The 21,945-nt window shown below is 69.1% G+C and carries 24 protein-coding genes and 1 pseudogene; 20 read left to right on the top strand and 5 right to left on the bottom strand.

Features of this window, described 5'->3' with window-relative positions; translation table 11 throughout:
- Window positions 1-105: 105 nt before the first annotated feature.
- The gene (locus IM776_RS15455) at window positions 106-750 is read left to right on the top strand and encodes a ClpP family protease (protein ID WP_194421008.1); all 645 of its coding nucleotides are present in this window, start codon (window positions 106-108) and stop codon (window positions 748-750) included.
- Complete coding sequence (locus IM776_RS15450) at window positions 747-1,340, top strand: ClpP family protease (protein ID WP_194421007.1); 594 nt, start codon at window positions 747-749, stop codon at window positions 1,338-1,340. Before IM776_RS15455 ends, IM776_RS15450 begins: the two co-directional genes overlap by 4 nt.
- Before the next feature lie 146 nt (window positions 1,341-1,486).
- Here the strand turns inward: IM776_RS15450 and IM776_RS15445 are convergent, their stop codons facing one another.
- Window positions 1,487-1,840 carry a helix-turn-helix domain-containing protein gene (locus IM776_RS15445; protein ID WP_194421006.1) on the bottom strand — a complete coding sequence of 118 codons (354 nt, stop codon included), beginning with the start codon at window positions 1,838-1,840 and terminating at the stop codon, window positions 1,487-1,489.
- Between the two features lie 201 nt (window positions 1,841-2,041).
- Between IM776_RS15445 and IM776_RS15440 the strand changes: the two genes are divergently transcribed.
- The 4 genes and pseudogenes from IM776_RS15440 (at window position 2,042) to IM776_RS15430 (ending at window position 5,558) form a co-directional block, all read left to right on the top strand.
- Window positions 2,042-3,061 (top strand): zinc-dependent alcohol dehydrogenase family protein, encoded by a 1,020-nt coding sequence (locus IM776_RS15440; protein WP_194421005.1) that lies wholly within the window; start codon window positions 2,042-2,044, stop codon window positions 3,059-3,061.
- A 176-nt stretch (window positions 3,062-3,237) separates the two neighbouring features.
- A complete protein-coding gene (locus IM776_RS15435; protein WP_323741002.1) occupies window positions 3,238-4,692 on the top strand; it encodes a cell division initiation protein in 1,455 nt (484 codons plus the stop codon).
- 28 nt (window positions 4,693-4,720) lie between these two features.
- Window positions 4,721-4,861 (top strand): annotated as a pseudogene (locus tag IM776_RS15930) (sulfurtransferase); the annotation flags it as partial.
- Window positions 4,862-4,994: 133 nt separating this feature from the next.
- Window positions 4,995-5,558, top strand: coding sequence for a sulfurtransferase (locus tag IM776_RS15430; RefSeq protein ID WP_323741000.1), 564 nt, complete (start codon window positions 4,995-4,997; stop codon window positions 5,556-5,558).
- 84 nt (window positions 5,559-5,642) lie between these two features.
- On the opposite strand, the gene IM776_RS15425 is transcribed toward IM776_RS15430, so the two are convergent.
- Entirely contained in the window at window positions 5,643-6,554 is a 912-nt protein-coding gene (locus tag IM776_RS15425; protein ID WP_194421004.1) for a hypothetical protein, read from the bottom strand.
- Window positions 6,555-6,848: 294 nt separating this feature from the next.
- On the opposite strand from IM776_RS15425, the gene IM776_RS15420 reads away from it, so the two are divergent.
- Window positions 6,849-7,493 carry an acyl-CoA synthetase gene (locus tag IM776_RS15420; RefSeq protein ID WP_194421003.1) on the top strand — a complete coding sequence of 215 codons (645 nt, stop codon included), beginning with the start codon at window positions 6,849-6,851 and terminating at the stop codon, window positions 7,491-7,493.
- Window positions 7,490-7,864: a hypothetical protein gene (locus IM776_RS15415; RefSeq protein ID WP_194421002.1), complete on the top strand. Its 375-nt coding sequence runs from the start codon at window positions 7,490-7,492 to the stop codon at window positions 7,862-7,864. Before IM776_RS15420 ends, IM776_RS15415 begins: the two co-directional genes overlap by 4 nt.
- 7 nt (window positions 7,865-7,871) lie before the next feature.
- Here the strand turns inward: IM776_RS15415 and purB are convergent, their stop codons facing one another.
- Both purB and IM776_RS15405 read right to left on the bottom strand, forming a co-directional pair.
- Complete coding sequence (purB, locus tag IM776_RS15410) at window positions 7,872-9,254, bottom strand: adenylosuccinate lyase (RefSeq protein WP_194422690.1); 1,383 nt, start codon at window positions 9,252-9,254, stop codon at window positions 7,872-7,874.
- Window positions 9,255-9,278: 24 nt separating this feature from the next.
- Window positions 9,279-9,743, bottom strand: coding sequence for a low molecular weight protein-tyrosine-phosphatase (locus IM776_RS15405; protein WP_267237941.1), 465 nt, complete (start codon window positions 9,741-9,743; stop codon window positions 9,279-9,281).
- 211 nt (window positions 9,744-9,954) lie between these two features.
- Between IM776_RS15405 and IM776_RS15400 the strand changes: the two genes are divergently transcribed.
- Window positions 9,955-10,218 carry a hypothetical protein gene (locus IM776_RS15400; RefSeq protein ID WP_194421000.1) on the top strand — a complete coding sequence of 88 codons (264 nt, stop codon included), beginning with the start codon at window positions 9,955-9,957 and terminating at the stop codon, window positions 10,216-10,218.
- Window positions 10,215-11,483: a hypothetical protein gene (locus tag IM776_RS15395; protein WP_194420999.1), complete on the top strand. Its 1,269-nt coding sequence runs from the start codon at window positions 10,215-10,217 to the stop codon at window positions 11,481-11,483. Before IM776_RS15400 ends, IM776_RS15395 begins: the two co-directional genes overlap by 4 nt.
- Window positions 11,484-11,489: 6 nt before the next feature.
- Here the strand turns inward: IM776_RS15395 and IM776_RS15390 are convergent, their stop codons facing one another.
- Window positions 11,490-11,891, bottom strand: coding sequence for a phage holin family protein (locus IM776_RS15390; protein ID WP_194420998.1), 402 nt, complete (start codon window positions 11,889-11,891; stop codon window positions 11,490-11,492).
- Between the two features lie 65 nt (window positions 11,892-11,956).
- Here IM776_RS15390 and IM776_RS15385 point away from each other — a divergent pair, with 65 nt between their 5' ends.
- The 10 genes from IM776_RS15385 (at window position 11,957) to IM776_RS15340 (ending at window position 21,837) form a co-directional block, all read left to right on the top strand.
- Window positions 11,957-13,045, top strand: a complete 1,089-nt coding sequence (locus tag IM776_RS15385; protein ID WP_194420997.1) for a histidinol-phosphate transaminase — start codon at window positions 11,957-11,959, stop codon at window positions 13,043-13,045.
- Window positions 13,046-13,129: 84 nt separating this feature from the next.
- A complete protein-coding gene (locus IM776_RS15380) occupies window positions 13,130-14,257 on the top strand; it encodes a thiamine pyrophosphate-dependent dehydrogenase E1 component subunit alpha (protein WP_194420996.1) in 1,128 nt (375 codons plus the stop codon).
- An 11-nt stretch (window positions 14,258-14,268) separates the two neighbouring features.
- Window positions 14,269-15,234, top strand: a complete 966-nt coding sequence (locus IM776_RS15375; RefSeq protein ID WP_194422689.1) for an alpha-ketoacid dehydrogenase subunit beta — start codon at window positions 14,269-14,271, stop codon at window positions 15,232-15,234.
- 94 nt (window positions 15,235-15,328) lie between these two features.
- Entirely contained in the window at window positions 15,329-16,663 is a 1,335-nt protein-coding gene (locus tag IM776_RS15370) for a dihydrolipoamide acetyltransferase family protein (protein ID WP_194420995.1), read from the top strand.
- A 223-nt stretch (window positions 16,664-16,886) separates the two neighbouring features.
- The gene (locus tag IM776_RS15365) at window positions 16,887-17,876 is read left to right on the top strand and encodes a metal ABC transporter solute-binding protein, Zn/Mn family (RefSeq protein WP_194420994.1); all 990 of its coding nucleotides are present in this window, start codon (window positions 16,887-16,889) and stop codon (window positions 17,874-17,876) included.
- Window positions 17,873-18,718, top strand: coding sequence for a metal ABC transporter ATP-binding protein (locus IM776_RS15360; RefSeq protein ID WP_194420993.1), 846 nt, complete (start codon window positions 17,873-17,875; stop codon window positions 18,716-18,718). The genes IM776_RS15365 and IM776_RS15360 overlap by 4 nt, the downstream gene beginning before the upstream one ends.
- A complete protein-coding gene (locus IM776_RS15355; RefSeq protein WP_194422688.1) occupies window positions 18,718-19,605 on the top strand; it encodes a metal ABC transporter permease in 888 nt (295 codons plus the stop codon). The genes IM776_RS15360 and IM776_RS15355 overlap by 1 nt, the downstream gene beginning before the upstream one ends.
- A 9-nt stretch (window positions 19,606-19,614) precedes the next feature.
- Window positions 19,615-20,028, top strand: coding sequence for a Fur family transcriptional regulator (locus tag IM776_RS15350; protein ID WP_194420992.1), 414 nt, complete (start codon window positions 19,615-19,617; stop codon window positions 20,026-20,028).
- Window positions 20,025-21,062 carry a permease gene (locus tag IM776_RS15345; protein WP_194420991.1) on the top strand — a complete coding sequence of 346 codons (1,038 nt, stop codon included), beginning with the start codon at window positions 20,025-20,027 and terminating at the stop codon, window positions 21,060-21,062. Before IM776_RS15350 ends, IM776_RS15345 begins: the two co-directional genes overlap by 4 nt.
- Window positions 21,055-21,837, top strand: a complete 783-nt coding sequence (locus IM776_RS15340) for a TIGR03943 family putative permease subunit (RefSeq protein ID WP_194420990.1) — start codon at window positions 21,055-21,057, stop codon at window positions 21,835-21,837. Before IM776_RS15345 ends, IM776_RS15340 begins: the two co-directional genes overlap by 8 nt.
- The last annotated feature ends 108 nt before the right edge of the window (window positions 21,838-21,945 follow it).

Raw genomic sequence — 21,945 nt, 5'->3', positions numbered from 1 at the left:
CACCGCCCGGCCTGCGGACCGTTCGCTTCTGCCGCTCTGCCCACGGCAGAACGGCTCTGAGCAGATTCCGACGCGGGGGCGTGCGGGTAGGCGCAGGCTGAACGCATGAATGAAGAGAACCCCATCCCGCAGTTCGGCCCCGAGGCCAGACGCGCCCTGTTCCACGACCGCATCCTGGTGCTCGACGGCGCCCTCGACGACGACAACGGAACGCTGCTGATGACCCAGCTGCTGACGCTGTCGGCCGAAGACCCCATCGCCGATATCGCCCTGTGGATCCACTCCCCGGGCGGCTCTGTGCCGTCGATGCTGGCGATCCGCGACATCATGAACCTGGTCCCCAACGATGTCGCCACCCTCGCACTGGGAGTCGCCGCCAGCGCAGGGCAGTTCCTGCTCTCCGGAGGCACGAAGGGCAAGCGCCGCGCGCTGCCTCACGCGCGCATACTCATGCATCAGGGATCGGCGGGCATCGGCGGCTCCGCCGTCGAGATCGAGGTGCAGGCCGACGACCTGCGACAGATGCGCGACACCGTCCTCGGACTCATCTCCGATGACACCGGTCAGCCGGTGGAGCGCATCTTCGAGGACTCGCTGCACGACCGCTGGTACACGGCCGATGAGGCGAAGCAGTACGGATTCATCGACGAGATCGTCACATCGATCGCCGACGTCATGCCCCGCCGCCGCGCGCGGGTCGGATTGGGGGCGGATGCCGGGGCATCCGCGCAGGAAGGAGCGAAGTCGTGAGCAGCTACACGATCCCGAACGTCATCGCGCAGCATCCCAGGGGCGAGCGCGTCATGGACGTCTACTCGCACCTGCTCGCCGAACGCGTGATCTACCTCGGCACCGGCATCGACGCGGGAGTCGCGAACGCGCTGATCGCGCAGCTGCTGCATCTGGATGCCGACAGCCCGGACACCGGCATCCAGTTCTACATCAACAGCGAGGGTGGCGATCCCGGCGCAGCGCTGGCGATCTACGACACGATGCAGCACATCCGCCCGGCGGTCGCGACGACCGTCGTCGGCCAGGCGATCGGGCCGGCAGCGCTTCTCGTGGCGGCCGGGACGACGGGGCAGCGAGCGGCGCTCACGCACGCGCGAATCGTGCTGCACCAGCCGGCCGGACAGTCGCGCGGCGCGATCCCCGACCTGATCATCGCCGCCGACGAAGTCGTGCGGGTGCGCTCCGATCTGGAGTCGATCCTGGCCCGGCACACCGGTCGCACAGTCGAGACTCTGCGCGCCGACACCGACCGGGATCGGGTGTTCACGGCCTCCGCTGCCCTGGACTATGGCCTGATCGACACCGTGCTGGGGGAGCGGGCGGCCTGATAGTCGACATTCTGGGGGCCGGATGCACGGACGTCGGACCTATTCACGGCCTCCGTCCGACGTCCGTGCTCGAGGCCCCGAAGTGTCGGCGCGGTCACGCGCGAAAGTGTCGGCGCGGTCACGCGCGAGGCCGGTTCGGGATCGGATCAAGCCGCGAGAGCGAGCGCCCCGCGGCCGGCCGAGACCATGGCGGATGCGGGAGCCGCGGCCGTGCGCAGCTCGTCGGCCACGTCGCTCGTGAGCTCGATGAGCGAGGTGTCGAGCGCACCCGCGATCGCGGCGATCATCTCGCTGGACGGCTCCTTCAGCCCGCGCTCGACCTCGGAGAGGTACTGGGGAGAGACGCCGGCCTGCTCGGCCGTCTCGGTGAGCGTCTCCGCGCGCTCGTGCCGACGGCGTCGGAGCTGATCCCCGAGCAGGTGGCGCCAAAGCGGCTCGGGCCCGTTCTGCGGACGGAGCCGCGGATGCTGCGGGCGGGGGAATCGGACGATCTCGGCCATGCCTCACGCTAACCCCCTGATCGGTTGCCGCGACAGCCGTTCTGCTCAGAGCAGAATGGCCTGCGCGGTCGACACTTCGGGGGCCGGCCCCGGACCCCCAGAGTGTCGGCGGTCCGCTCGCCGCGCTGCCGATCACGTGCCTTCCCTCGCGGCGGTGCGAGGGCGTTGACTGTAATCACTCACAGAGAAGGAGAACATCACATGCGCGGAGTAGTCATGCACGGGCCCGGCGATGTCCGGGTCGAGGAGCGCGAGAAGCCGACCATCACCCGTCCGACGGATGCCGTCATCAAGATCGCCGCGACCTGCATCTGCGGTTCGGATCTGTGGCCCTACCGCGGCACCGACACTGTGCACGAGGCGCCGATGGGCCACGAATACGTCGGCGTGGTCGAGGAGATCGGCGCCGAGGTCAAGAACATCGAGGTCGGCGACTTCGTCGTGGGATCGTTCATGGCATCCGACAACACCTGCGAGATCTGCCGGGCTGGGTACCAGTCGCGCTGCGTGCACGTCGTGCCGATGGGGCGGTACGGCACGCAGGCCGAATACACCCTCGTCCCGCACGCCGACGGCACGCTCGTGGCGACCCCCGGTCAGCCGGACGCCGATCTGGTACCTGCACTGCTGGCCGCATCCGACGTGCTCGGCACCGGCTGGTTCGCCGCCGTCGCCGCCGAGGTCGGTCCGGGCAAGACCGTCGCGGTCGTCGGCGACGGGGCAGTCGGACTCCTCGGCATCCTCGCATCCAGGGAACTCGGCGCAGAGCGGATCATCGCGATGAGCCGGCACGCCGACCGCCAGGAGCTGGCGCGGAGGTTCGGCGCGACCGACATCGTCGAGGAGCGCGGCGATGAGGGCGTGGCGAGGATCAAGGAGCTCACCGACGGACTCGGCGCCCATTCCGTGATCGAGGCCGTCGGCACCCAGGAGTCGATGATGCAGGCTATCCGCTCGACGCGTGCCGGCGGTCACGTCGGCTACGTCGGCGTCTCGCACGACGTCGCACTGCCCGGCGATGAGCTGTTCTTCTCCGGCGTGCACCTGCACGGCGGACCCGCTCCGGTGCGCCGCTTCCTCCCCGAGCTCATCCAGCTCATCTGGGACCGCAAGATCGATGCCGGAGCGGTGTTCGACCTGACACTCCCGCTCGAGGACGCAGCAGAGGGCTACAAGGCGATGGACGAGCGACGTGCCACCAAGGTGCTGCTGACCGTCTGACTGACCGCCGGATCGGTCCATCCACCCGAACAGGTTCCGGCGGATGGCCGGACTGGTTAGGCTGGAAGACGAGATTCGCACCCTCGTCTTCCCATTTCCCTGCGGACCCGTCCTCCTGCACCGATACCCGGTGTTGCGGGGGTCGTGCGGCGAGCAGCGCTCCGAAAGGTGTTCCAGTGAACGATTCCGGCGAGAACCGCACCGACGAGCAGGGCGCGGACTTCTTCGACCAGCTCGCCCAGGGGCAGCCCCGCGAGCAGGGCAGCTTCACGATCGGCTTCCGCGGGTACGACCGCGGAGAGGTGGATGCCGCGATCGCGGGCCTGCGCATGCAGGTGCAGCGGGCCGACGCCGAACTCGCCGAGGCCCGCGCCGGCGTCAACCGCGACGTCGAGGCCGTGCGGTCGGAGGTCGAAGCCGTCCGCTCGGAGGGCGAGGAGCGGATCGCCGAGAGCGAGGCACGGATCGCCGAGATCGAGAAGCAGCAGCAGGAGCGCATCGACGAGGCCCGTGCCGAGGACGAGAAGCGCATCGCGGCCCTCGAGGCGGATCTCGCCGCCGCCCGTGCACAGGTCGATGAGGCGGAGCAGCAGGTCACCGCTCTGTCGAACGAGCTCGTCGACGCCCCGCGCAGCGAAGAGGACACCGAGGGGTCCCGACTGCAGTTCGAGGCCGTTCTTCGGGTCGCCGAGGAGCAGGCCTCCGTCCTGATCCAGAACGCCGCCGTCCAGGCCGAGCGTCTGCTGGAGGCCGCGCGCGAAGAGGCCGACGGTCGTCGCGCCGAGCTCGCCGCCGAGGTCGATCGGGTCACCGCCCAGGCCCAGCACGATGCCGACCAGGTGCGCCTGCGCATCGACACCGAGTACACCGCGCACGAGGCGCGGATACAGCGCGAGGGCGCGCACGCCGCCGAGAAGGTCAACCAGGCCGAGCAGGAGGCCGCGACCATCCGGACCGAGGCCGAGAAGGGCGCGGCCGCGCTCCGCTCGATGGTCACCCGCGAGACGACGCAGCAGCGCGCGGATGCCGAACGCGAGGTCCGTGAGATGAACGCGCGCGTGCTCGAGTTCGAAGAGACCCTCACCCGCCGGCAGGACGACGCGCAGCAGGAGTTCCTGCTGCTGCACAATCAGGCCGTCGCCCACGCCGAGCGCATCACGGCCGACGCGAACGAGCAGGTCACCTCGTCGCTGGAGCACTCCAAGCGCATCTCGGCGAAGGCCGATGATTACGAGCGGCTCATGCGCTCGCAGGCGCAGGCCATCGAGGCCGACGCGCAGGTGCGCGCCCGCGAGACCCTTGATCGCGCACGCCAGAAGGCGCAGAAGATCGTCAGCAGCGTAACGGGTCATACCACCGACGTGCTCCGCGACGCCGAGGACCGCACCCGTCAGCTGCGCTGGCAGCAGCAGCAGCTGAACAGCTTCATGGCCGAGGTGCGAGAGCTGATCCGTCCCGAGGGCGTCATCGGCACGGATGCCGCAGACTCAGAGGACGCGGATGACGTCGACGTGCTCGAGGAGGGCGATGAGGTCATCGAGCTCGCGCCCGAGAGCGACGAGGATGTACTCGACGAAGACATCGACGACGCCGACGAGGACGACGCCGACGAGGACGCTGCCAAGGGCTGACGCCGGAACGAGGTCGTAGCCTGAGACCATGTCCCATCTGGTGAGCGCGAACGACCTGGCCGATCTGGTGCGCGACGGTGCCGTGCGCGTCGTCGATGTGCGCTGGCGTCTGAGCGTCCCGGGTGGCCGCACGCAGCCGGATGGTCGCGAGGAATACCTTCGGGGACACGTGCCCGGTGCGGTGTTCGTCGATCTCGAGCGCGAGCTGACCCGGCACGGCCGGCCCGATGAGGGAAGACACCCGCTGCCGTCGACCTCGCAGGTGCAGGACGCCGCGCCGGTGGGGGCTGAACGACGGCGACGTGGTCGTCGCCTACGACGATGCGGGCGGGCTCCCCGCGGCGCGCGCCTGGTGGCTGCTGCGCCAGGGCGGCGTCGACGTGCGGGTGCTCGACGGAGGATGGCGCGCCTGGATCGATGCCGGCGGTGAGATCGAGACGGGCGAGGTGACGCCGGTCCCGGGCACGGTGACGCTGGCCGATGTCTCGGGCGACAGCCTCAGCATCGATGAGGCGGCGGCTTTCCCGGCATCCGGTGTGCTGCTGGATGTGCGGGCACCGGAGCGCTTCCGCGGCGAGACCGAGCCGCTCGATCCGATCGCAGGGCACATTCCAGGAGCGGTGAATCTGCCGACCACCAGACACGTCGCGGACGACGGCACCCTGCTCGATCTCGAGACGCTCCAGACGAACATCGCGGATGCCGGCATCGGCGACGGCACCCCGGTCGCCGCGTACTGCGGGTCGGGGATCACCGCCGCCCACACCGCGCTGGTCCTGGCCGAGGCGGGCATCCACGCGAAGATCTTCCACGGCTCCTGGAGCCAGTGGTCGAACACCCCCGGCCGCCCCGTCGCCAGGACGTGAAAGGAGGAAAGTGCCGGTTCTCGGCGCGCGAGGCCGACACTTTCCTCCTTTCACCGCGGTCACCGCGGCGGAGCGGGCGGCGCCTCACTCGCGCTCGCCGAACCCCCAGCGCAGCACGAGCATTCCAGGACCCCAGTTCTGGCGCACCTGGTGGATCGACGTCGCCCCGTCGAGTTCGATCGGCGTCACGGTCGTGCCGGAAGGCGTCTCCTCGACCTCGTCCATCCATGCGGGCAGCGCGTCGGGGTGGAACCGGGTCCACAGCACCAGTTCACGTGCCCGACGTGCGACACCGTGCCCGGTTTCTCTGGTGGGCGGGTAGTCAGGCGGAAACTCGAGCTTCCACTCCAGCATGGTCGTCTGCGCCGGGCCCAGCGGGCGCTCGAGCTCGAACATCGCGCCGTGCACCTCGCCGCTCGGATGTGAATGGCGGCGCGAGATCTGCCCGCCCGACACCACGCTGAAGATCGGAGCGGGCGTGCGGATGCCGGGTGTGAGGTCCAGGTAGGGCACGTTCGTTATGGTGCCCGAGGTGCATTGCAGCAGGGTGCGGGTAGTGCGCGAGGTCACGCTGCCGTCGGCGGCGACCTCGGTCACCGCTGTCGTCGACACGTCCCGGCCGGGATCCATAGCAGGAGCGCCGAGTGCGATGAAGGTCTCCGTCGTCGCCTGTTCGAGGCGGGCCTGCTCGAGCGGGTACTGCGGCGTTCCGATCGGCCCGACGCGCTGGTTCGGACCGATCTGCGAGAGCAGGATGCCGGAGTCGAGCTCGAGCAGCATCTCAAGATGCTCGACCGCGGCAAGGGACTGCGGGCCCTCAGGACGGCGGGCACCGGATCGCCAATAGCTGAGCGTGGCGGCAGACACCGGGTTGCCGCTCGCCGCGAGACGTTCGCGCAACCAGGTCAGCGTGACACGGCGCGCGTCGATCGCCGCACGCAGGGTCGCCGAGAAATCCGGACGAGCCGCGGTCGACGCGGTGTGCTCAGCCTGCATCACAGCCCCTCCCCGGGTATGTGACGGACAACGAAGTATCTTCGAGCATACGACCAGACCAGGACGCCTCGGGCCCGAGGCGTCCTGCGCCGGTCGAGTGGTCGGATCGTGGCAGCTGGGGCCCGCTTCTGCATACGCCTCGACCGACGCAGTGCCCTCCTGCGCGCAATGCGGGGTTCGCGGATCGTTCTGGGGACGCATCCGCTGAGCCCCGCATGTGCGCGCGGGCGCCCCGGTGCTCCCGTGCTCGCGCCCCGCGTAGACTGGAGGGACACCCAGGACCGAGGAATCGTCATGTCTGCCCCAGCTCGCGCGTTCACCGTGCGCCACGTCCAATTGCTGCGCGCGCTCTTCGCGGCGGCGGCGGCGCTCATGATCACGTTCTCGCCGGATCACTCCGCCGCCATCGGATTCTCCGTCTTCGGCGGATTCACTGCCGCGAGCGGGTTCATCCTGATCCTGGCAGCCTGGGTCGTGGCATCCGCCGGCAATCGCTGGCCCTTCATCCTCCTGGCCGCCGTCGACCTCGCCGCGGCGATCGTGAGCGGCATCCCGACCTGGCGTACGGACGGCGCCTTCTTCATCGTCGTGATCGTCTGGGCCGCCGCGACCGGCCTGGTAGAGCTCATCGCGGGCCTTCGCGCACGACGCACCGATCAGGCCGCGAAGGATGCCATCACGGTCGGTGCTCTGGGTCTGCTGCTGGCCGTCGTCCTCCTGCTCATCCCGGCCGATTACGCGCTGCAGTACTCGGTCGGTCCGGAAGCACTGACGCTTTCCGGGATCATCCTCGCCGTCGGCATGTTCGGCGGATACTCGGCGATCGTCGCGGTCTTCCTCGCGATCGCGGGATTCTCACCGCGCCGCACCGCGTCGGTGAGGGATGCTGAGGCCGCCGACGCTGCGAGCGAATCGGTCGACACGGGAGGCGCTGCGTGAGCGAGAAGAAGTCCACCCGCCGGGAGCTGCTGCGTCCGCTGCACCTGCTCGGCATCGCCCTGGCCGCTGGCGTCTTCGCCGCGGTCGTGACTCTCGTCTCGACGGGCGCGTTCACGGCGCGCGTCAACAACGCGATCGCCAGCGGCACGTATCAGGGGCTGACGCCGGTCGGCCTGGGCCTCGTCGTCGGCGGAGGCGCGTTCATCGTGACGCTGCTCATCATGTCGATGCTGATCCTCGCCGTCGACCCGCGCGAATACGAGCAGAAGACGCTCGAGCGCCCCGTCCTGTTCGACGAGGAGCCGGGCGACGCGCCGTCCTTCGAGGCCAAGCGCCAGGGTTCCGCAGGGACCGGGTCTTCGGCGTCCTGACCGGCCGCTAGCGCGCGAGGCGCTCGGCGAGACCCGTGTAGCTCGCGGGGGTCAGGGAGAGCAGGCGCTGTTTCGCGGCATCCCCGATCTCGAGGCCCTCGACGAACTCGGCCAGTTCCGCAGCCCCGACGCGGTGTCCGCGCGTGAGCTCCTTCAGCAGGGCGTACGGGTCGCTGATCGTCGAACGGCCGGCGACGACCTCGGCGCGGATGACGGTCTGGATCGCCTCGGCGAGAACTTCCCAGTTCACGTCGAGATCGGCGAGCAGCACGTCGCGGGCGAGGGAGATCTCGTTCAGTCCGCGGCGCAGGTTGTCCAGCGCGAGCAGCGAGTGCCCGAACGCGACGCCGATGTTGCGCTGCGTGGTCGAGTCCGTGAGGTCGCGCTGCATCCGCGAGGTGACGAGCGTCTGCGACAGTGACCCGAGCAGGGCGGCGGAAAGCTCGAGGTTCGCCTCGGCATTCTCGAACCGGATCGGATTGATCTTGTGCGGCATCGTCGACGACCCGGTCGCGCCCGCCACCGGGATCTGCGTGAAGTAGCCGATCGAGATGTACGTCCAGATGTCGGTCGCGAGGTTGTGCAGGATGCCGCCGGCATGACGCACCCGGTCGTAGAGCTCGACCTGCCAGTCGTGCGACTCGATCTGCGTCGTGAGCACGTTGAAGCCCAGGCCCAGACCCTCGACGTACTCGCGCGCGATGGTGGGCCAGTCCGCGTCGGGGTCGGCCGCGAGGTGCGCCGACCAGGTTCCGGTCGCGCCGGAGAACTTCGCGAGATAGTCGGATGCCGCGATCTGCGCACGCACGCGCTCCAGGCGCCACGCGAACACCGCGATCTCCTTGCCCATGGTCGATGGGGTCGCGGGCTGACCGTGCGTGCGGGAGAGCATCGCGGCATCCGCATGCTCCAGGCCGAGTTCGCGCAGCTTCGCGATCACGGCGTCCAGCGCCGGCAGCCAGACGTTCTCCACCGCTCGCTTGACGGTCAGCGCGTAGGACACCGAGTTGATGTCCTCGCTCGTGCAGGCGAAGTGGGTGAGCTCGGCGATGGCATCCAGCCCCAGCGCGGAGAGACGGTCTCGTACGAGGTACTCGACGGCTTTGACGTCGTGACGGGTGACGGCTTCCCTCTCAGCCAGCCAGTCGATCTCGGATTGACCGAAATCGCGATACAGGTCGCGCAGACGGCCCTTGTCAGCGTCGGCGAGCGGCGCGGTGCCGAACAGCGACCGGTCGGTCAGCGCGATGAGCCATTCGACCTCGACCTCGACGCGAGCGCGGTTCAAACCCGACTCGGAGAGGTAGTCGCCGAGCGGAGCGACGGCGGGGCGGTAGCGTCCGTCGAGGGGGCTGAGCGGCTGGACGGGGAAGACGTTCGGGGAAGTCAGGGGAATCCTCCTGATCGGGCCCCGTCAGTTCTGGGGCGTCGTGCGGGGCGTCGTACGGCTCTGACGAAGCGCGGGTTCGAGCTGGCGGAACAGGCCTCGGGTCGCGGTCTCAATCATAGCCAGCACCGCGTCGAACATCGCGGTGTCGGCGTAGTACGGGTCGGGGACGTCCAGCCCGTCGGCGTCGCGATCGTAGGCGAGCAGCAGCGTGACCTTGCCCTCCTGATCCTCGTCGCGCGCCCACTGGCGGAGGATCCGCTCGTGGGTGCGGTCGAGGGCGACGACGAGATCGTTCTCCTCGAACGATGCCGCGGTGAACTGCCTCGCACGATGCTTCGAACCGTCGTAGCCCCGGCGGCTCAGCGCCTCGAGCGTGCGCTCGTCGGCACGCTCGCCGACATGCCACTCACCCGTGCCCGCACTGCTCGAGGTGATGAGCGGCCCCAGCCCCTGGTGCTCGGCCAGATCACGGAAAATCGCCGCGGCCATCGGGGAGCGGCAGATGTTCCCCGTGCACACGAAGATGACACGGAAGGGATCTGTCGGGGACACTCGTCCATTCTGCCGCTCACGGCCGCCGGTGCACACCTCCGAGTGCGCGGTCACGTCTTGTTCTGCACATCTCGGGCCCGGCGGCGGCTCTGCACGGTTCGCGGTTCTGCCGCGATCGGACGCATCCGCGACGGAGCATTCTGGGCGCATGCTGAACTTTGTCGCCGCCGAGGCATGGAGCTCCGACGCCCTCTGGTCCTGGTACGCCGGCCGCCGTGCGCTGCAGGACGCGCTCGCCGCGCTGGAGGACGCCGGCGCCGCACTGTTGCCGCTGGTCGCTGACAGCGAGTGGCACGCCAAGGGCGTCATGGCCCTGCACGAGCTCATCGTCGAATTGAGGGCGCGGACGGCCTCGGAGGTCGGTGAGCTGGAAAACCGGCTCTGGGAGATCGACGCGCTGGTGGCGTCATGAGCGACGGACTCGAGGTCACGCACGGCGGCGCGATCGCCGTCGATCCCGCGGCGCTGCGTGCCGTGGCGGACGCGCTGGTCGCACTCGCCCCGCGATTCGCGGATGCCGCCGCCGCTGCGCGTCTTGCGCACGGGCACCTCGCAGCCATCTCCACGACCTCGGCTGGGATCGACACGGTCGCGATGTGGGGCAGCGCCGAGCGCGCAGACGCGCTGCATGCGGAGTGCCGCGTGGCCGGGGAGAACACGCGGCTGATGGCCGACGTGTACGAGCTGGTCGAACGCCGGGTGGAGCTCGACGCGCTCCAGATTCAGGGACTGACGCCGTCGGATGCTCTCGTCGATCGGATCACCGAGCTCGAGGCATCCGACCCTCGCGTCGTCGAGATGGAGAAGTGGCTGATCGCCGAGTGGGAGGCGAATCGGTTCGAGGGCCTGGATCAACAGTTCGATCTGGAAGGGATGCAATCCGGCCCGGGCATCGCTGCGTTCTTCGCGGCTGCCGCTTTCGCGGGCGCCAAGGGGTTCGGCAGGCTCCCGCCGAACGCGGCGCTGTCCGGACGCTCGGGGCCGGTTTCGGTGAGTCCGGTCAGGACAACGGTCCCGATCGCACCCCCGACGAGCCTGGCTGAGGGACTGCGGCGTCTGGATGCATCGGCGGGGCAGCTCAGAGTCGAGAAGTACTCGATGTCCGATGGATCCCGTCGGTTCGTGCTGTATTCGAAAGGCACGCAGATCCTCGGATCGAACGAGCCGTTCGACATGGCCTCAAACGTCGACGCGTACTTCGGGAAGGAGTCGGCGTCGTACGCGGCCACCATCGAAGCGCTGGAGCAGTCAGGTGCAGAACCGGGCGACGAGGTCCAGGTGTACGCCCACTCGCAGGGTGCGATGAACGCCGCTTATCTGTCGACGCAGAGCGAGTTCGACGTCTCGGTCCAGGTGACCGCCGGAAGCCCGCTTCACCCGACGCTCGATGGAGATCAGCTGTTGATCGAACTGCGGCACCCGGACGACATCGTCAACACGCTCGCCGGCGGTGGTCTGCCTGGCGGTTCCAGCTCACCGGACAGCATCGTCGCCACGCGCGACGGGAGCGCGATCGATCTCGGGCTTCCGGCCCACATGCTCGGCAACTACATCGAGACGGCCGAGATGCTCGACGCGTCGGGCGACGTCCGGCTCGAGGCGTGGCGGGACAAGGCGAGGGAGCTCAATGAGGCGGTGTCGATCGAGTCGACGGAGTACGTCGCGAAGCGGGAGTGACCGATGTCAGTCGCGACGCTTGCGCTTCTGAGGGCGCAGGATGGCTCCGAACACGGCGTTGATGATCGTGATGATGATCGCCGCGAGCACGCCCCACCAGAACGACTCGACGGTCAGGCCCCAGCCGAACCCGGAGGTGATCCACGCGGTCAGCCACAGCAGGAACCCGTTGATGATCAAGCCGATGAGGCCGAGCGTGAGGATGTACAGCGGGAACGCGACGATCTTGATGACGGTTCCGATGATCGTGTTCACCAGGGCGAAGATCGCCGCGACCGCGAGCAGCGTCAGCACGAGCTGCAACGTCTCGCCAGGGGCGAACGGCCGGATCTCCACCTGCAGGGCAGGGATGAGCGTGACCACCCAGATGGCGAAGGCGTTGACGACGACTCGGATGATGAAGCGCATGGTGCACTCAGTCTGGCACGACCAGCATCGTCGACACCAGGCTCGGCGCTCGTAGACTCGGACTCGTGACCGAGCCGATCCTTCCCCGCATCCGCCCCGAGATCGCCGCCCTCGCGCCGTACCGGCAGGGCAAGCAGGCCGGTCCCGACGCGTTCAAGCTCTCCAGCAACGAGAACCCGTTCGAGCCTCTTCCCTCGGTGCTCGAGGCGCTGCAGGGCACGACGCCGATCAACCGCTACCCGGATGCGACGGCCACACGCCTGCGCGAGCGCCTCGCCGCGCGCTACGGCGTCGACCTCGACGAGGTGCACGTCGCCAGCGGCAGCGTCGCGATCCTGTACCAGCTCGTGCAGGCCGCGGCATCCGTCGGCGACGAGGTGATCTACGCGTGGCGATCCTTCGAGGCCTACCCGGGGCTCGTGCTCGTCTCCGGCGCGACCGGTGTGCAGGTGCCGCTCATCGAATCCGATGACCTCGCCAGCACCGGCCGTCACGACCTCGACGCGATGGCGGATGCCGTCACCGACCGCACCCGTGCGATCATCGTCTGCACGCCGAACAACCCCACCGGCCCGATCGTGACGAGCGCGGAGTTCGCGGCGTTCGCGACCCGCGTCCCCTCCGATGTGCTCATCGTCCTCGATGAGGCCTACGCCGAGTTCGTGACCGCCGGGGGTGCCGTCGACGGCCTGGGCGAACGCGTGTTCGAGAAGCACCCGAACGTCGTGGTGCTGCGCACCTTCTCCAAGGCCTACGGTCTCGCAGGACTCCGGGTCGGCTATGCGATCGGGCACGCGAAGGTGCTCGATGCCGCCCGGTCCACCGGCATCCCGCTCTCGGTGACGTCGGCCGCCGAGGTCGCGGCGATCGCGAGCCTCGACGCCGAAGCAGAATTGCTCGAGCGCGTCGCCGTGCTCGTCGAACGACGCACGGCGCTGCTCGGCGGTCTTCGCACTCAGGGCTGGACCGTGCCGGACAGCCAGTCCAACTTCGTGTGGCTGCCCGCCGGTGAGCGCACGGACGAGATCGCCGACGCCTTCCGCGCCGCGGACATCGTGGTCAGGCCGTTCTCGGGAGACGGCATCCGCATCTCCGTCGGCGAGGAGGCATCGATCGAGAAGGTCCTGCGCGTCGCCTCGGCAGCGCGCCCCTGAACCCCACATCTCCGCATTCCTGGCACTTGCGAGGGCGTCCTAGCTATACGTGACCGGGCATGCGAAGGCGGCTAGCGTAGAACGGTGACCTCGTCAGAGACCGAATTCGTCCGCGTCCTGGAGGCGGACGGCCGCTATGCGCCGAATGCCGCCGCCGAGCAGTACCTGCCGCTGATCGAAGCGATCAGCGATGCGGAGCTCGAGCAGTTCTACCGCGACATGGTGGTGATCCGCGCCATCGACAACCAGGCGACCAACCTGCAGCGTCAGGGCCAGCTCGCACTGTGGCCGCCGAGCCGCGGTCAGGAGGCCGCGCAGGTCGGGTCGGCCAGAGCCGCCCGCGCACAGGACACGCTCTTCCCGTCGTATCGCGAGCACGCCGTCACCCGCATCCGCGGTGTCGACACGCTGGGGATCATCAAGCTGATGCGCGGCGTCTCGCACGGCGGCTGGAACCCGACCGATCCGGTCAACGGCAACACCCGTCTGTACACGCTGGTGCTCGGCTCGCAGACGCTGCACGCCACCGGCTACGCCATGGGTCTGAACTTCGACGGCCGCTCCGGCACCGGCGACCCTGAGCGCGATGAGGCCGTGATCGTCTACTACGGCGACGGCGCCTCCAGCCAGGGCGACGTGCACGAGGCGATGGTCTTCGCGGCGAGCTATCAGGCGCCGACGGTGTTCTTCCTGCAGAACAACCAGTGGGCGATCTCGGTGCCCGTCTCGACCCAGACCCGGGTGCCTTTTGCGCAGCGCAGCAGTGGCTACGGCATCCCGAGCGTCCGAGTCGACGGCAACGACGTCCTCGCCAGCTACGCGGTCTCGCGCGTCGCGCTCGAAGAGGCGCGTGCAGGCAAGGGCCCGCGCGCGATCGAGGCGGAGACGTACCGGCTGGGCGCGCACACGACCAGCGACGACCCGACGAAGTACCGCACCAGCGACGAGGAGCAGTCCTGGGAGCAGCGCGACCCGATCGCCCGCATGCGGGCGTTCCTCGAGGGCAGGGGCGCCGCGGCATCCCTCTTCGAAGACGTGGATGCCGAGGCCGCGGCCGCCGCGGACGACCTGCGCGTGCGCACCCTCGAGCTCGGTCCTCCGCCCGCGACCAGGATCTTCGACCATGTCTACAGCGAGTCGCATCCGCTGATGGACGAGCAGCGCGCCTGGCGCGAGCGGTATGAGGCATCGTACGAAGGAGGCCCGCAGTGACTCTCGAGACAATGCCCTTCGCGAAGGCCCTGAACGCCGGGCTGCGCAAGGCCATGGAGGATGACGCGAAGGTCCTGCTCATGGGCGAGGACATCGGCCGCCTCGGGGGAGTGTTCCGCATCACCGAGCACCTGCAGCGCGACTTCGGCGAGCAACGGGTGCTCGACACCCCTCTCGCCGAGTCCGGCATCGTCGGCACCGCGATCGGACTGGCGATGGCCGGCTTCCGGCCGGTGATCGAGATCCAGTTCGACGGCTTCGTCTTCCCCGCGTTCGACCAGATCACGACGCAGCTGGCGAAGCTCACGAACCGCCACGAGGGCACCGTGTCGATGCCGATCGTGATCCGCATCCCCTACGGCGGGCACATCGGCGCCGTCGAGCACCACCAGGAGAGCCCGGAGGCGTACTTCGCGCACACGCCCGGTCTGCGGGTCGTGGCCCCGTCGACGCCGAACGACGCGTACTGGATGATCCAGGAGGCGATCGCCTCCAACGACCCCGTGATCTTCATGGAGCCCAAGAGCCGTTACTGGCAGAAGGGCGAAGTCGACGTCGCGCAGTCCGCCGTACCGCTGCACGCGTCACGGGTGGTGCGCACCGGCACCGACATCACCCTGGTCGGCCACGGCGCGATGGTCACGGTGCTGCTGCAGGCCGCGGCGATCGCGGAGGGCGAGGGGACGAGCTGCGAGGTCGTCGACGTGCGGTCGCTGTCGCCCGTCGACTACGGTCCGATTCTCGACTCGGTGCGCAAGACCGGCCGGATGGTCTACGCGCAGGAGGCCTCCGGTCATGCCAGCGTCGGCAGCGAGATCGCCGCGACTGTCATGGAACGCGCGTTCTACGCGCTGGAGGCTCCCGTGCTCCGGGTGTCGGGGTACGACACCCCGTTCCCGCCTGCGAAGCTCGAGGGAACCTTCCTCCCGGATGCCGACCGCATCCTCGAAGCCGTCGACCGATCCATGGCCTACTGACGCGCGGGTCGTTGAGCGAGCCGAAGGCGAGACGAAACGCATTGAGCGAGCGAAGCGAGTCGAAACGACTCGTCTGATCGAAGGGCACACCGCAATGACAACGCAGAACTTCAACCTCCCCGATGTCGGCGAAGGGCTGACCGAGGCCGAGATCGTGGCGTGGAAGGTCGCCCCCGGCGACACCGTCGCGATCAACGATGTGCTCGTCGAGATCGAGACGGCCAAGTCACTCGTCGAGCTCCCCTCGCCGCACGCCGGTGTTGTCGGCGAGCTGCTGGTCAGCGAGGGGACGACCGTCGAGGTCGGCTCGCCCATCATCAGCTTCGTGTCGGATGCCGGGCCCGCTGCCACTCCGCCGAACCCCGCGCCGGCAGGCGAGGAGACCGGAGGATCGGTCCTCGTCGGCTACGGAACCGGCGCCGGCGCGACGTCGCGACGCAGCCGCCCCGCTGTGCGCCCGGTCCGTTCCTCGGTCGGCGTGATCGCGAAGCCCCCGATCCGCAAGCTCGCCCGCGACCTCGGGGTCGATCTGTCATCGGTCACGCCGACGGGCGCGGACGGTGAGGTCACTCGCGACGACGTCGTGAAGCACGCCTCGCAGGCGAGCGTGTTCCGCAACATCGAGACGCCCGAGTGGGGCGACGTGCGCGACGAGACGGTGCCCGCCTCGCTCGCACCGATCGGCCTGTCGCGAGGCTCTGCTCCCAGCCAGCCTGGCGCCGACCCTGAGCGCACCGAGTCCATCCCCGTCAAGGGCGTGCGCAAGGTGACGGCGGCGGGGATGGTGCGCAGCGCCTATACAGCGCCGCACGTCACGGTGTGGAAGGAGGTCGACGCGACGCGCACGATGGAGCTCGTCAAGCGTCTCAAGGCCTCGCCGGACTACGCGGACATCAAGGTGTCGCCGCTGCTGATCGTCGCGCGCGCCGTGATCTGGGCAGTGCGCCGCAACCCCATGGTCAACGCCGCCTGGGTCGAGACCGACGGGGGCGCCGAGATCGCCGTCCGCCACTACGTCAACCTCGGCATCGCCGCGGCGACGCCGCGCGGACTGCTCGTGCCGAACATCAAGGATGCGCATGAGCTCAGCATGAAGGAACTCGCCCGCGCCCTGAACCGCCTCACCATCACGGCCCGTGATGGCAAGACGCCACCGGCCGACCAGCAGGGCGGCACGTTCACGATCACCAACATCGGCGTCTTCGGGATGGATGCCGGAACCCCGATCATCAACCCCGGCGAGGCCGGCATCCTCGCGATGGGCACGATCAGCCAGAAGCCGTGGGTGGTCGACGGCGAGGTGCGTCCTCGTTACGTCACCACGGTCGCCGGGTCGTTCGACCACCGCGTCGTCGATGGCGACGGCATGAGCCGATTCATCGCGGACGTCGCCGCGATCCTCGAGGAGCCCGCACTGCTCGTCGACTGATGTCATAGCTTTCGACTCGACTCGACTCGACGCTTCGCTTCTCGCTCAAGCCGTTTCGTCTCGCTGCGCTCGCCCAACGCCCCCGACGAGCTGGGGTTGCGGGTCGTTGAGCGGAGGGCGAAGCCCGCAGACGAAACGGGCTGAGCGAGCAGAGCGAGTCGAAGTCGCGAAGCCCTGCCCCCTCGTGTTGAGAATGGTTATCATTAGCGTGTAGTATCGATGCATGCAGAAGATCCATGCCGTCGCACTCCTCGCCGCATCCGCTCTCGTCCTGGCCGGATGCTCGACGTCGAGCGGCAATGCCGACGACGGTCTCGTCCACGTCACCGCGAGCACGAATGTCTACGGATCGCTGGTCGAGCAGATCGGCGGCGACCGGGTCGACGTGACCACGATCATCACCTCAGCCACGCAGGACCCGCACTCGTACGAGGCCACGGCCCGCGACCGCCTCGCCGTACAGGACTCCGACCTGATCGTGGGGAACGGCGGAGGCTACGACGCCTTCATCGACACACTGCTAGACGGCTCCGGCGCGCACATCTTCACCGCGGCCGAGTTCTCGCACGACTACCCCGGCAATGCCGGCCACGACGAGGAAGCGGCCGAGGATGCCGATGCCCACGACCACGCCGAAGAAGGCGACCACGCCGAAGAGGAAGGCCACGAGGGCCACGACCACATCGAGGGATTCAACGAGCACGTGTGGTTCGACCCGCACACGATGATCCACGTAGTCGAAGGCCTCGCTGGGGAGCTCGGCGAGCTCGACCCCGACGGCGCCGCCGACTTCACGGCCGCCGCGGACGAGATCGTGGCCGACCTCGAGAGCGCAGAGGCCGAGCTCGAGACCATCAAGACGGAGGCGGACGGCGCGGGAGTGTTCATGACCGAGCCGCTCCCCGGGTACATCGCCGCGGCCGCGGGGCTCACCGACCTCACCCCCGAGGGCTTCGCCGAATCCGTCGAAGAGGGCAGCGACGTCGCACCGGCCACCCTCCTCGAGGCGCTCGAGGTCATCGAGAGCGGTGATGTGGAGGTGCTGCTCACCAATGCGCAGACGGGCGGCGCCGAGACGGAGCGCGTCGAGGCCGCCGCCGAGGCCGCCGGCATCCCGGTCGTGGCATTCACCGAGCTGCTCGAGGACGGATCGTCGTACTCTGAGTGGATGCACGACGCGATTCAGAGCCTCGCCGACGCACTCCGTTCGTGAGTGCGGCCCTTCCACAGGCTCAGGAACCGGCGGAGGCCGTTGTCCTCGAGATCGAGGGCGCGGCACTTCAGCGCGGCGATCGCGAGCTGTGGTCCGGGCTTGACCTGACCGTCGAACCAGGTGAGTTCATCGCGGTGCTCGGGCCGTCCGGTTCCGGCAAGACCACTCTGCTGCGCGCGATCCTCGGACTGCAGCCGCTGAGCGCGGGCAGCATCCGGGTCGCCGGTCACGCCGTGCAGCGCGGGAATCCGCGGATCGGGTACATCCCGCAGCAGCGGCCCCTGCCGCCCGACACGAGCATGCGCGCCCGTGACGTCGTCGCACTCGGCGTGAGCGGCACCCGTTTCGGCTTGCCGATCCCACGTCGCGGCGACCGGGAGCGCGTCGACGCCCTGCTCGAAGGAGTGGGCGCATCGCACTTCGCCGACCGACGCGTGGGCCTGCTGTCGGGCGGAGAGCAGCAACGGCTGCGGGTGGGGCAGGCGCTCGCCGACGAGCCGACCCTCCTGCTGTGCGATGAACCGCTGTCGAACCTCGACCTCGCGAACCAGGTCGGGATCACCGAGATCATCGACCGGCAGCGCCGTGAACGCGACGCCGCCGTGCTGTTCGTCACGCACGACATCAACCCGATCCTCGGCCGCGTCGACCGCATCCTCTACATCGCCGGCGGCCGCTTCGTGCTGGGAACTCCGGACGAGGTGCTGCAGAGCCGCGTGCTCACCGATCTCTACGGCACGCCCGTGTTCGTGCTGCGCGCCGGTGACCGGCTGGTGGTGGTCGGCGCCCCGGATGCCGAAGCGCATCACGAGCACGACGACGACCATGAGGACAACGGATGATGGCACCGCTGCTCGACTGGGGCGACGTCTTCTCGTTCCAGGACTACGGCGCGCTCGTCGCGCTGCTCGCCAACTCGATCGTCGCCGGCGCCGTGCTCGGTATCGTCGGCGGACTCATCGGCGTGTTCGTCATGCAACGCGACCTCGCGTTCGCCGTGCACGGTGTGAGCGAGCTGTCCTTCGCGGGCGCAGCCGCGGCGCTGCTGTTCGGCGGCAGCGTGGTGGCCGGCTCGATCGGCGGCGCGCTGGTCGCGGCCATCCTCATCGGCATCCTCGGCTCGAAGGCACGCGACCGCAACTCGATCGTCGGCGTGCTCATGCCGTTCGGCCTCGGTCTCGGCATCCTGTTCCTCTCGCTCTACGACGGCCGCAGTGCGAACAGGTTCAGTCTGCTCACCGGTCAGATCGTGTCGGTGTCCAGTCCGGATCTCGGCTGGCTCATCGGCATCAGCGCGTTCGTGCTCGTCGGACTCCTGCTGATGTGGAATCCGCTGCGGTTCGACTCGCTCGACCCGGTCGCGGCATCCGCCCGTGGCATCCCCACCCGCTTCGTGAGCCTGGCGTTCATGGTGCTGCTCGGCCTCATCGTCGCCGTCAGCGTGCACATCATCGGCGCGCTGCTCGTGATGGCGCTGCTGGTGACGCCGGCGGCGGCCGCGATGCGCGTCAGCGCAGGGCCGCTTGCCGTGCCACTGCTGGCGGCACTGTTCGGCTTCGTCTCCGCCGTCGGCGGCATCCTGCTCGCGCTCGCCGGCACCCTTCCGGTGAGTCCGTACATCACCACGATCTCGTTCCTGATCTATGTCGGATGCTGGATCGCACAGCGAATCAGGAATCGCGTGCGACGGACCGCTGCTTCCAGGCCGGGCACAACGCTTCCGGCCTAGAATCAGGGCATGGCTCAGCGGAACACCTGGCAGCGCGAACGCGTGCGCGAAGCGCTCGCCGACGCGCGCGGATTCGTCAGCGCGCAGAGCCTGCACGCCACTCTCCGTGAGGAGAACACCGGCATCGGGCTCGCCACGGTCTATCGCGCGCTGTCCGGTCTTGCGGCATCCGGCGATGCCGACTCGCTGCAGAGCCCCGAGGGCGAGGCGCTCTACCGCGCGTGCTCGACCGAAGGCCACCATCACCACCTGATCTGCCGCTCGTGCGGGCTCACCGTGGAGATCGAGGCGAAGGACGTCGAGGCCTGGGCGCAGCGGACCGCCGCCCTGCACGGATTCAGCGAGGCAGAGCACGTCGTCGACATCTTCGGGCTGTGCACCCCGTGCGCCAAGCTGCGGGCGGCCACCGAAGGGTCCGCGTGAGCACTGCGACCTCGGCGCGCAGCTCCCGTCCGCAGACGAGTCGCGCACCGCAGAAGCGCTCGCCGTGGATCGGCGTGGCGGTCGGCGTCGCCGCCATCGCCGTGCTGTTCCTCATCGACCGGTTCGCGCCCGCTCTCTTCCACGATTCGCTGCCGACGCGGATGCAGGACGGTCTCACGCTCGCGCTGAGCGTCCTCATCGAGGCGCTGCCGTTCGTGGTGCTCGGCGTCGTGCTCTCGATCGTCGTGCAGGTGTGGCTGCCGCCGGATCTCATTCAGCGCTGGCTGCCGAAGGCCGGATGGGCACGACGTGCGGTGCTGTCGCTGCTCGGGATGCTGATCCCGGTCTGCGAGTGCGGAAACGTCCCCTTCGCGCGCGGCCTGATGATGCGCGGCCTCGCGCCGGCCGAGGCGATGACGTTCCTCATCGCCGCCCCGATCGTGAACCCGATCGTGATCATCACCACTCACGCCGCGTTCGGGTTCGATGGCGGCATCCTCGTCATCCGCCTCATCGGCGGCTACCTGATCGCGAACCTCATCGGCTGGATCTACAGTCGTCACCCCGACCCGGACGCCATGCTCACCCGGCGGTTCACCGAGACCTGCGAGCGGGTCACGCACGAGCACGGCACCCCGACCCGCCGGAGCCTGAGCCAGTTCGTCATCGAGCTGCGCGCGGTGATGCCGGCGCTCGTGATCGGCTCGGCGCTCGCCGGAGCCGTGCAGGTGCTCGTCCCGCGCGACATGCTGCTGGCGATCGGGTCGAACCCCGTGCTGTCGATCGTCGCGATGATGGCGCTGGCGATGACCGTCGCGATCTGCTCGAACGTCGACGCGTTCTTCGCGCTGTCGTTCGCCTCGACGTTCTCGTCCGGGGCGCTGATCGCGTTCCTGCTCGTCGGGCCGCTCGTCGACATCAAGATGCTCGCGCTGCTGCGCACCACCTTCACCGCGCGCACCCTGGCGGGCGTCGTCGCCGTCGTACTGATGAGCGCGTTCGCGATCGGGATCGGGGTGAACGTCTTTGGCTGAGTCGCGCACCCCCCGCTGGTCCGCCGTCGGCACGCGCTGGCTGGGCATCGGCCTCGCCGCGGTCATCGCGGTCGTCACGCTCGGCCTGGGCTTCTCCGGCCAGCTCACGCTGTACATCAGTCCCGAATCCATCTGGTTCGCCTGCGCGGGAGCGGTCGTCGTGCTCCTCGGAGCGATCTGGTCGTTCACGCTGCCGCTGGGTGCGGAAACCGATCACGGGCACGATCACGGGGACGCGCACGATGAAGATGCGGATGCCGCGGCATCCCGCCGTCGCACGCTCACCGCCGTCGGCACCGTCTCGGCCGGCGTCGTCGCGACCGGAGTCGTGGCCGCAGCGCTCGTGCTGCCGCCCGCGTCGCTGTCGGTGGAACTCGCGATGTCACGCGCGGACGCCGACCCGACCCTGTTCGCCGGCGCAGACACTCCCACGCTCGGCGTCGCCGACACCACGACCTTCGGGGTCGGGGAGTGGTCGAGCGTGTTCGCGACCGCGTCGCGTCCCGAGGCGTACGACGGGTCGCCGGTCACGCTGGTCGGGTTCGTCACGCCGGGCGAAGCGGATGCCGTCAACCTCACCCGCATGATCATCACGCACTGCGTGATCGACGCGCAGCCCGCCGCGGTTCCGGTGACGATGGATGCCGCGGAGTACGGGACGGGCCAGTGGATCGAGGTCACCGGCACGGTCAAGGCGGATGCCGACGGGTCGCTGCGCGTGCTTCCGACCTCGGTCGTCCAGATCGATGAGCCCGGGGATCCGTATGAGTACTGAGGATCAGTCCGGGGCGGAGCCGCCGCGGACCCGCGCCGAGGCGCGCGCTGCGCGCGAGGCCGCGGAGCGTGAGGCTGCGGAGGCCCCGTGGGGGGAGAGTAGGGCGGG

Source organism: Microbacterium abyssi (assembly GCF_015277895.1).
GTDB classification, from domain to species: domain Bacteria; phylum Actinomycetota; class Actinomycetes; order Actinomycetales; family Microbacteriaceae; genus Microbacterium; species Microbacterium abyssi.
This window is presented reverse-complemented; position numbering and strand designations above follow the sequence as displayed.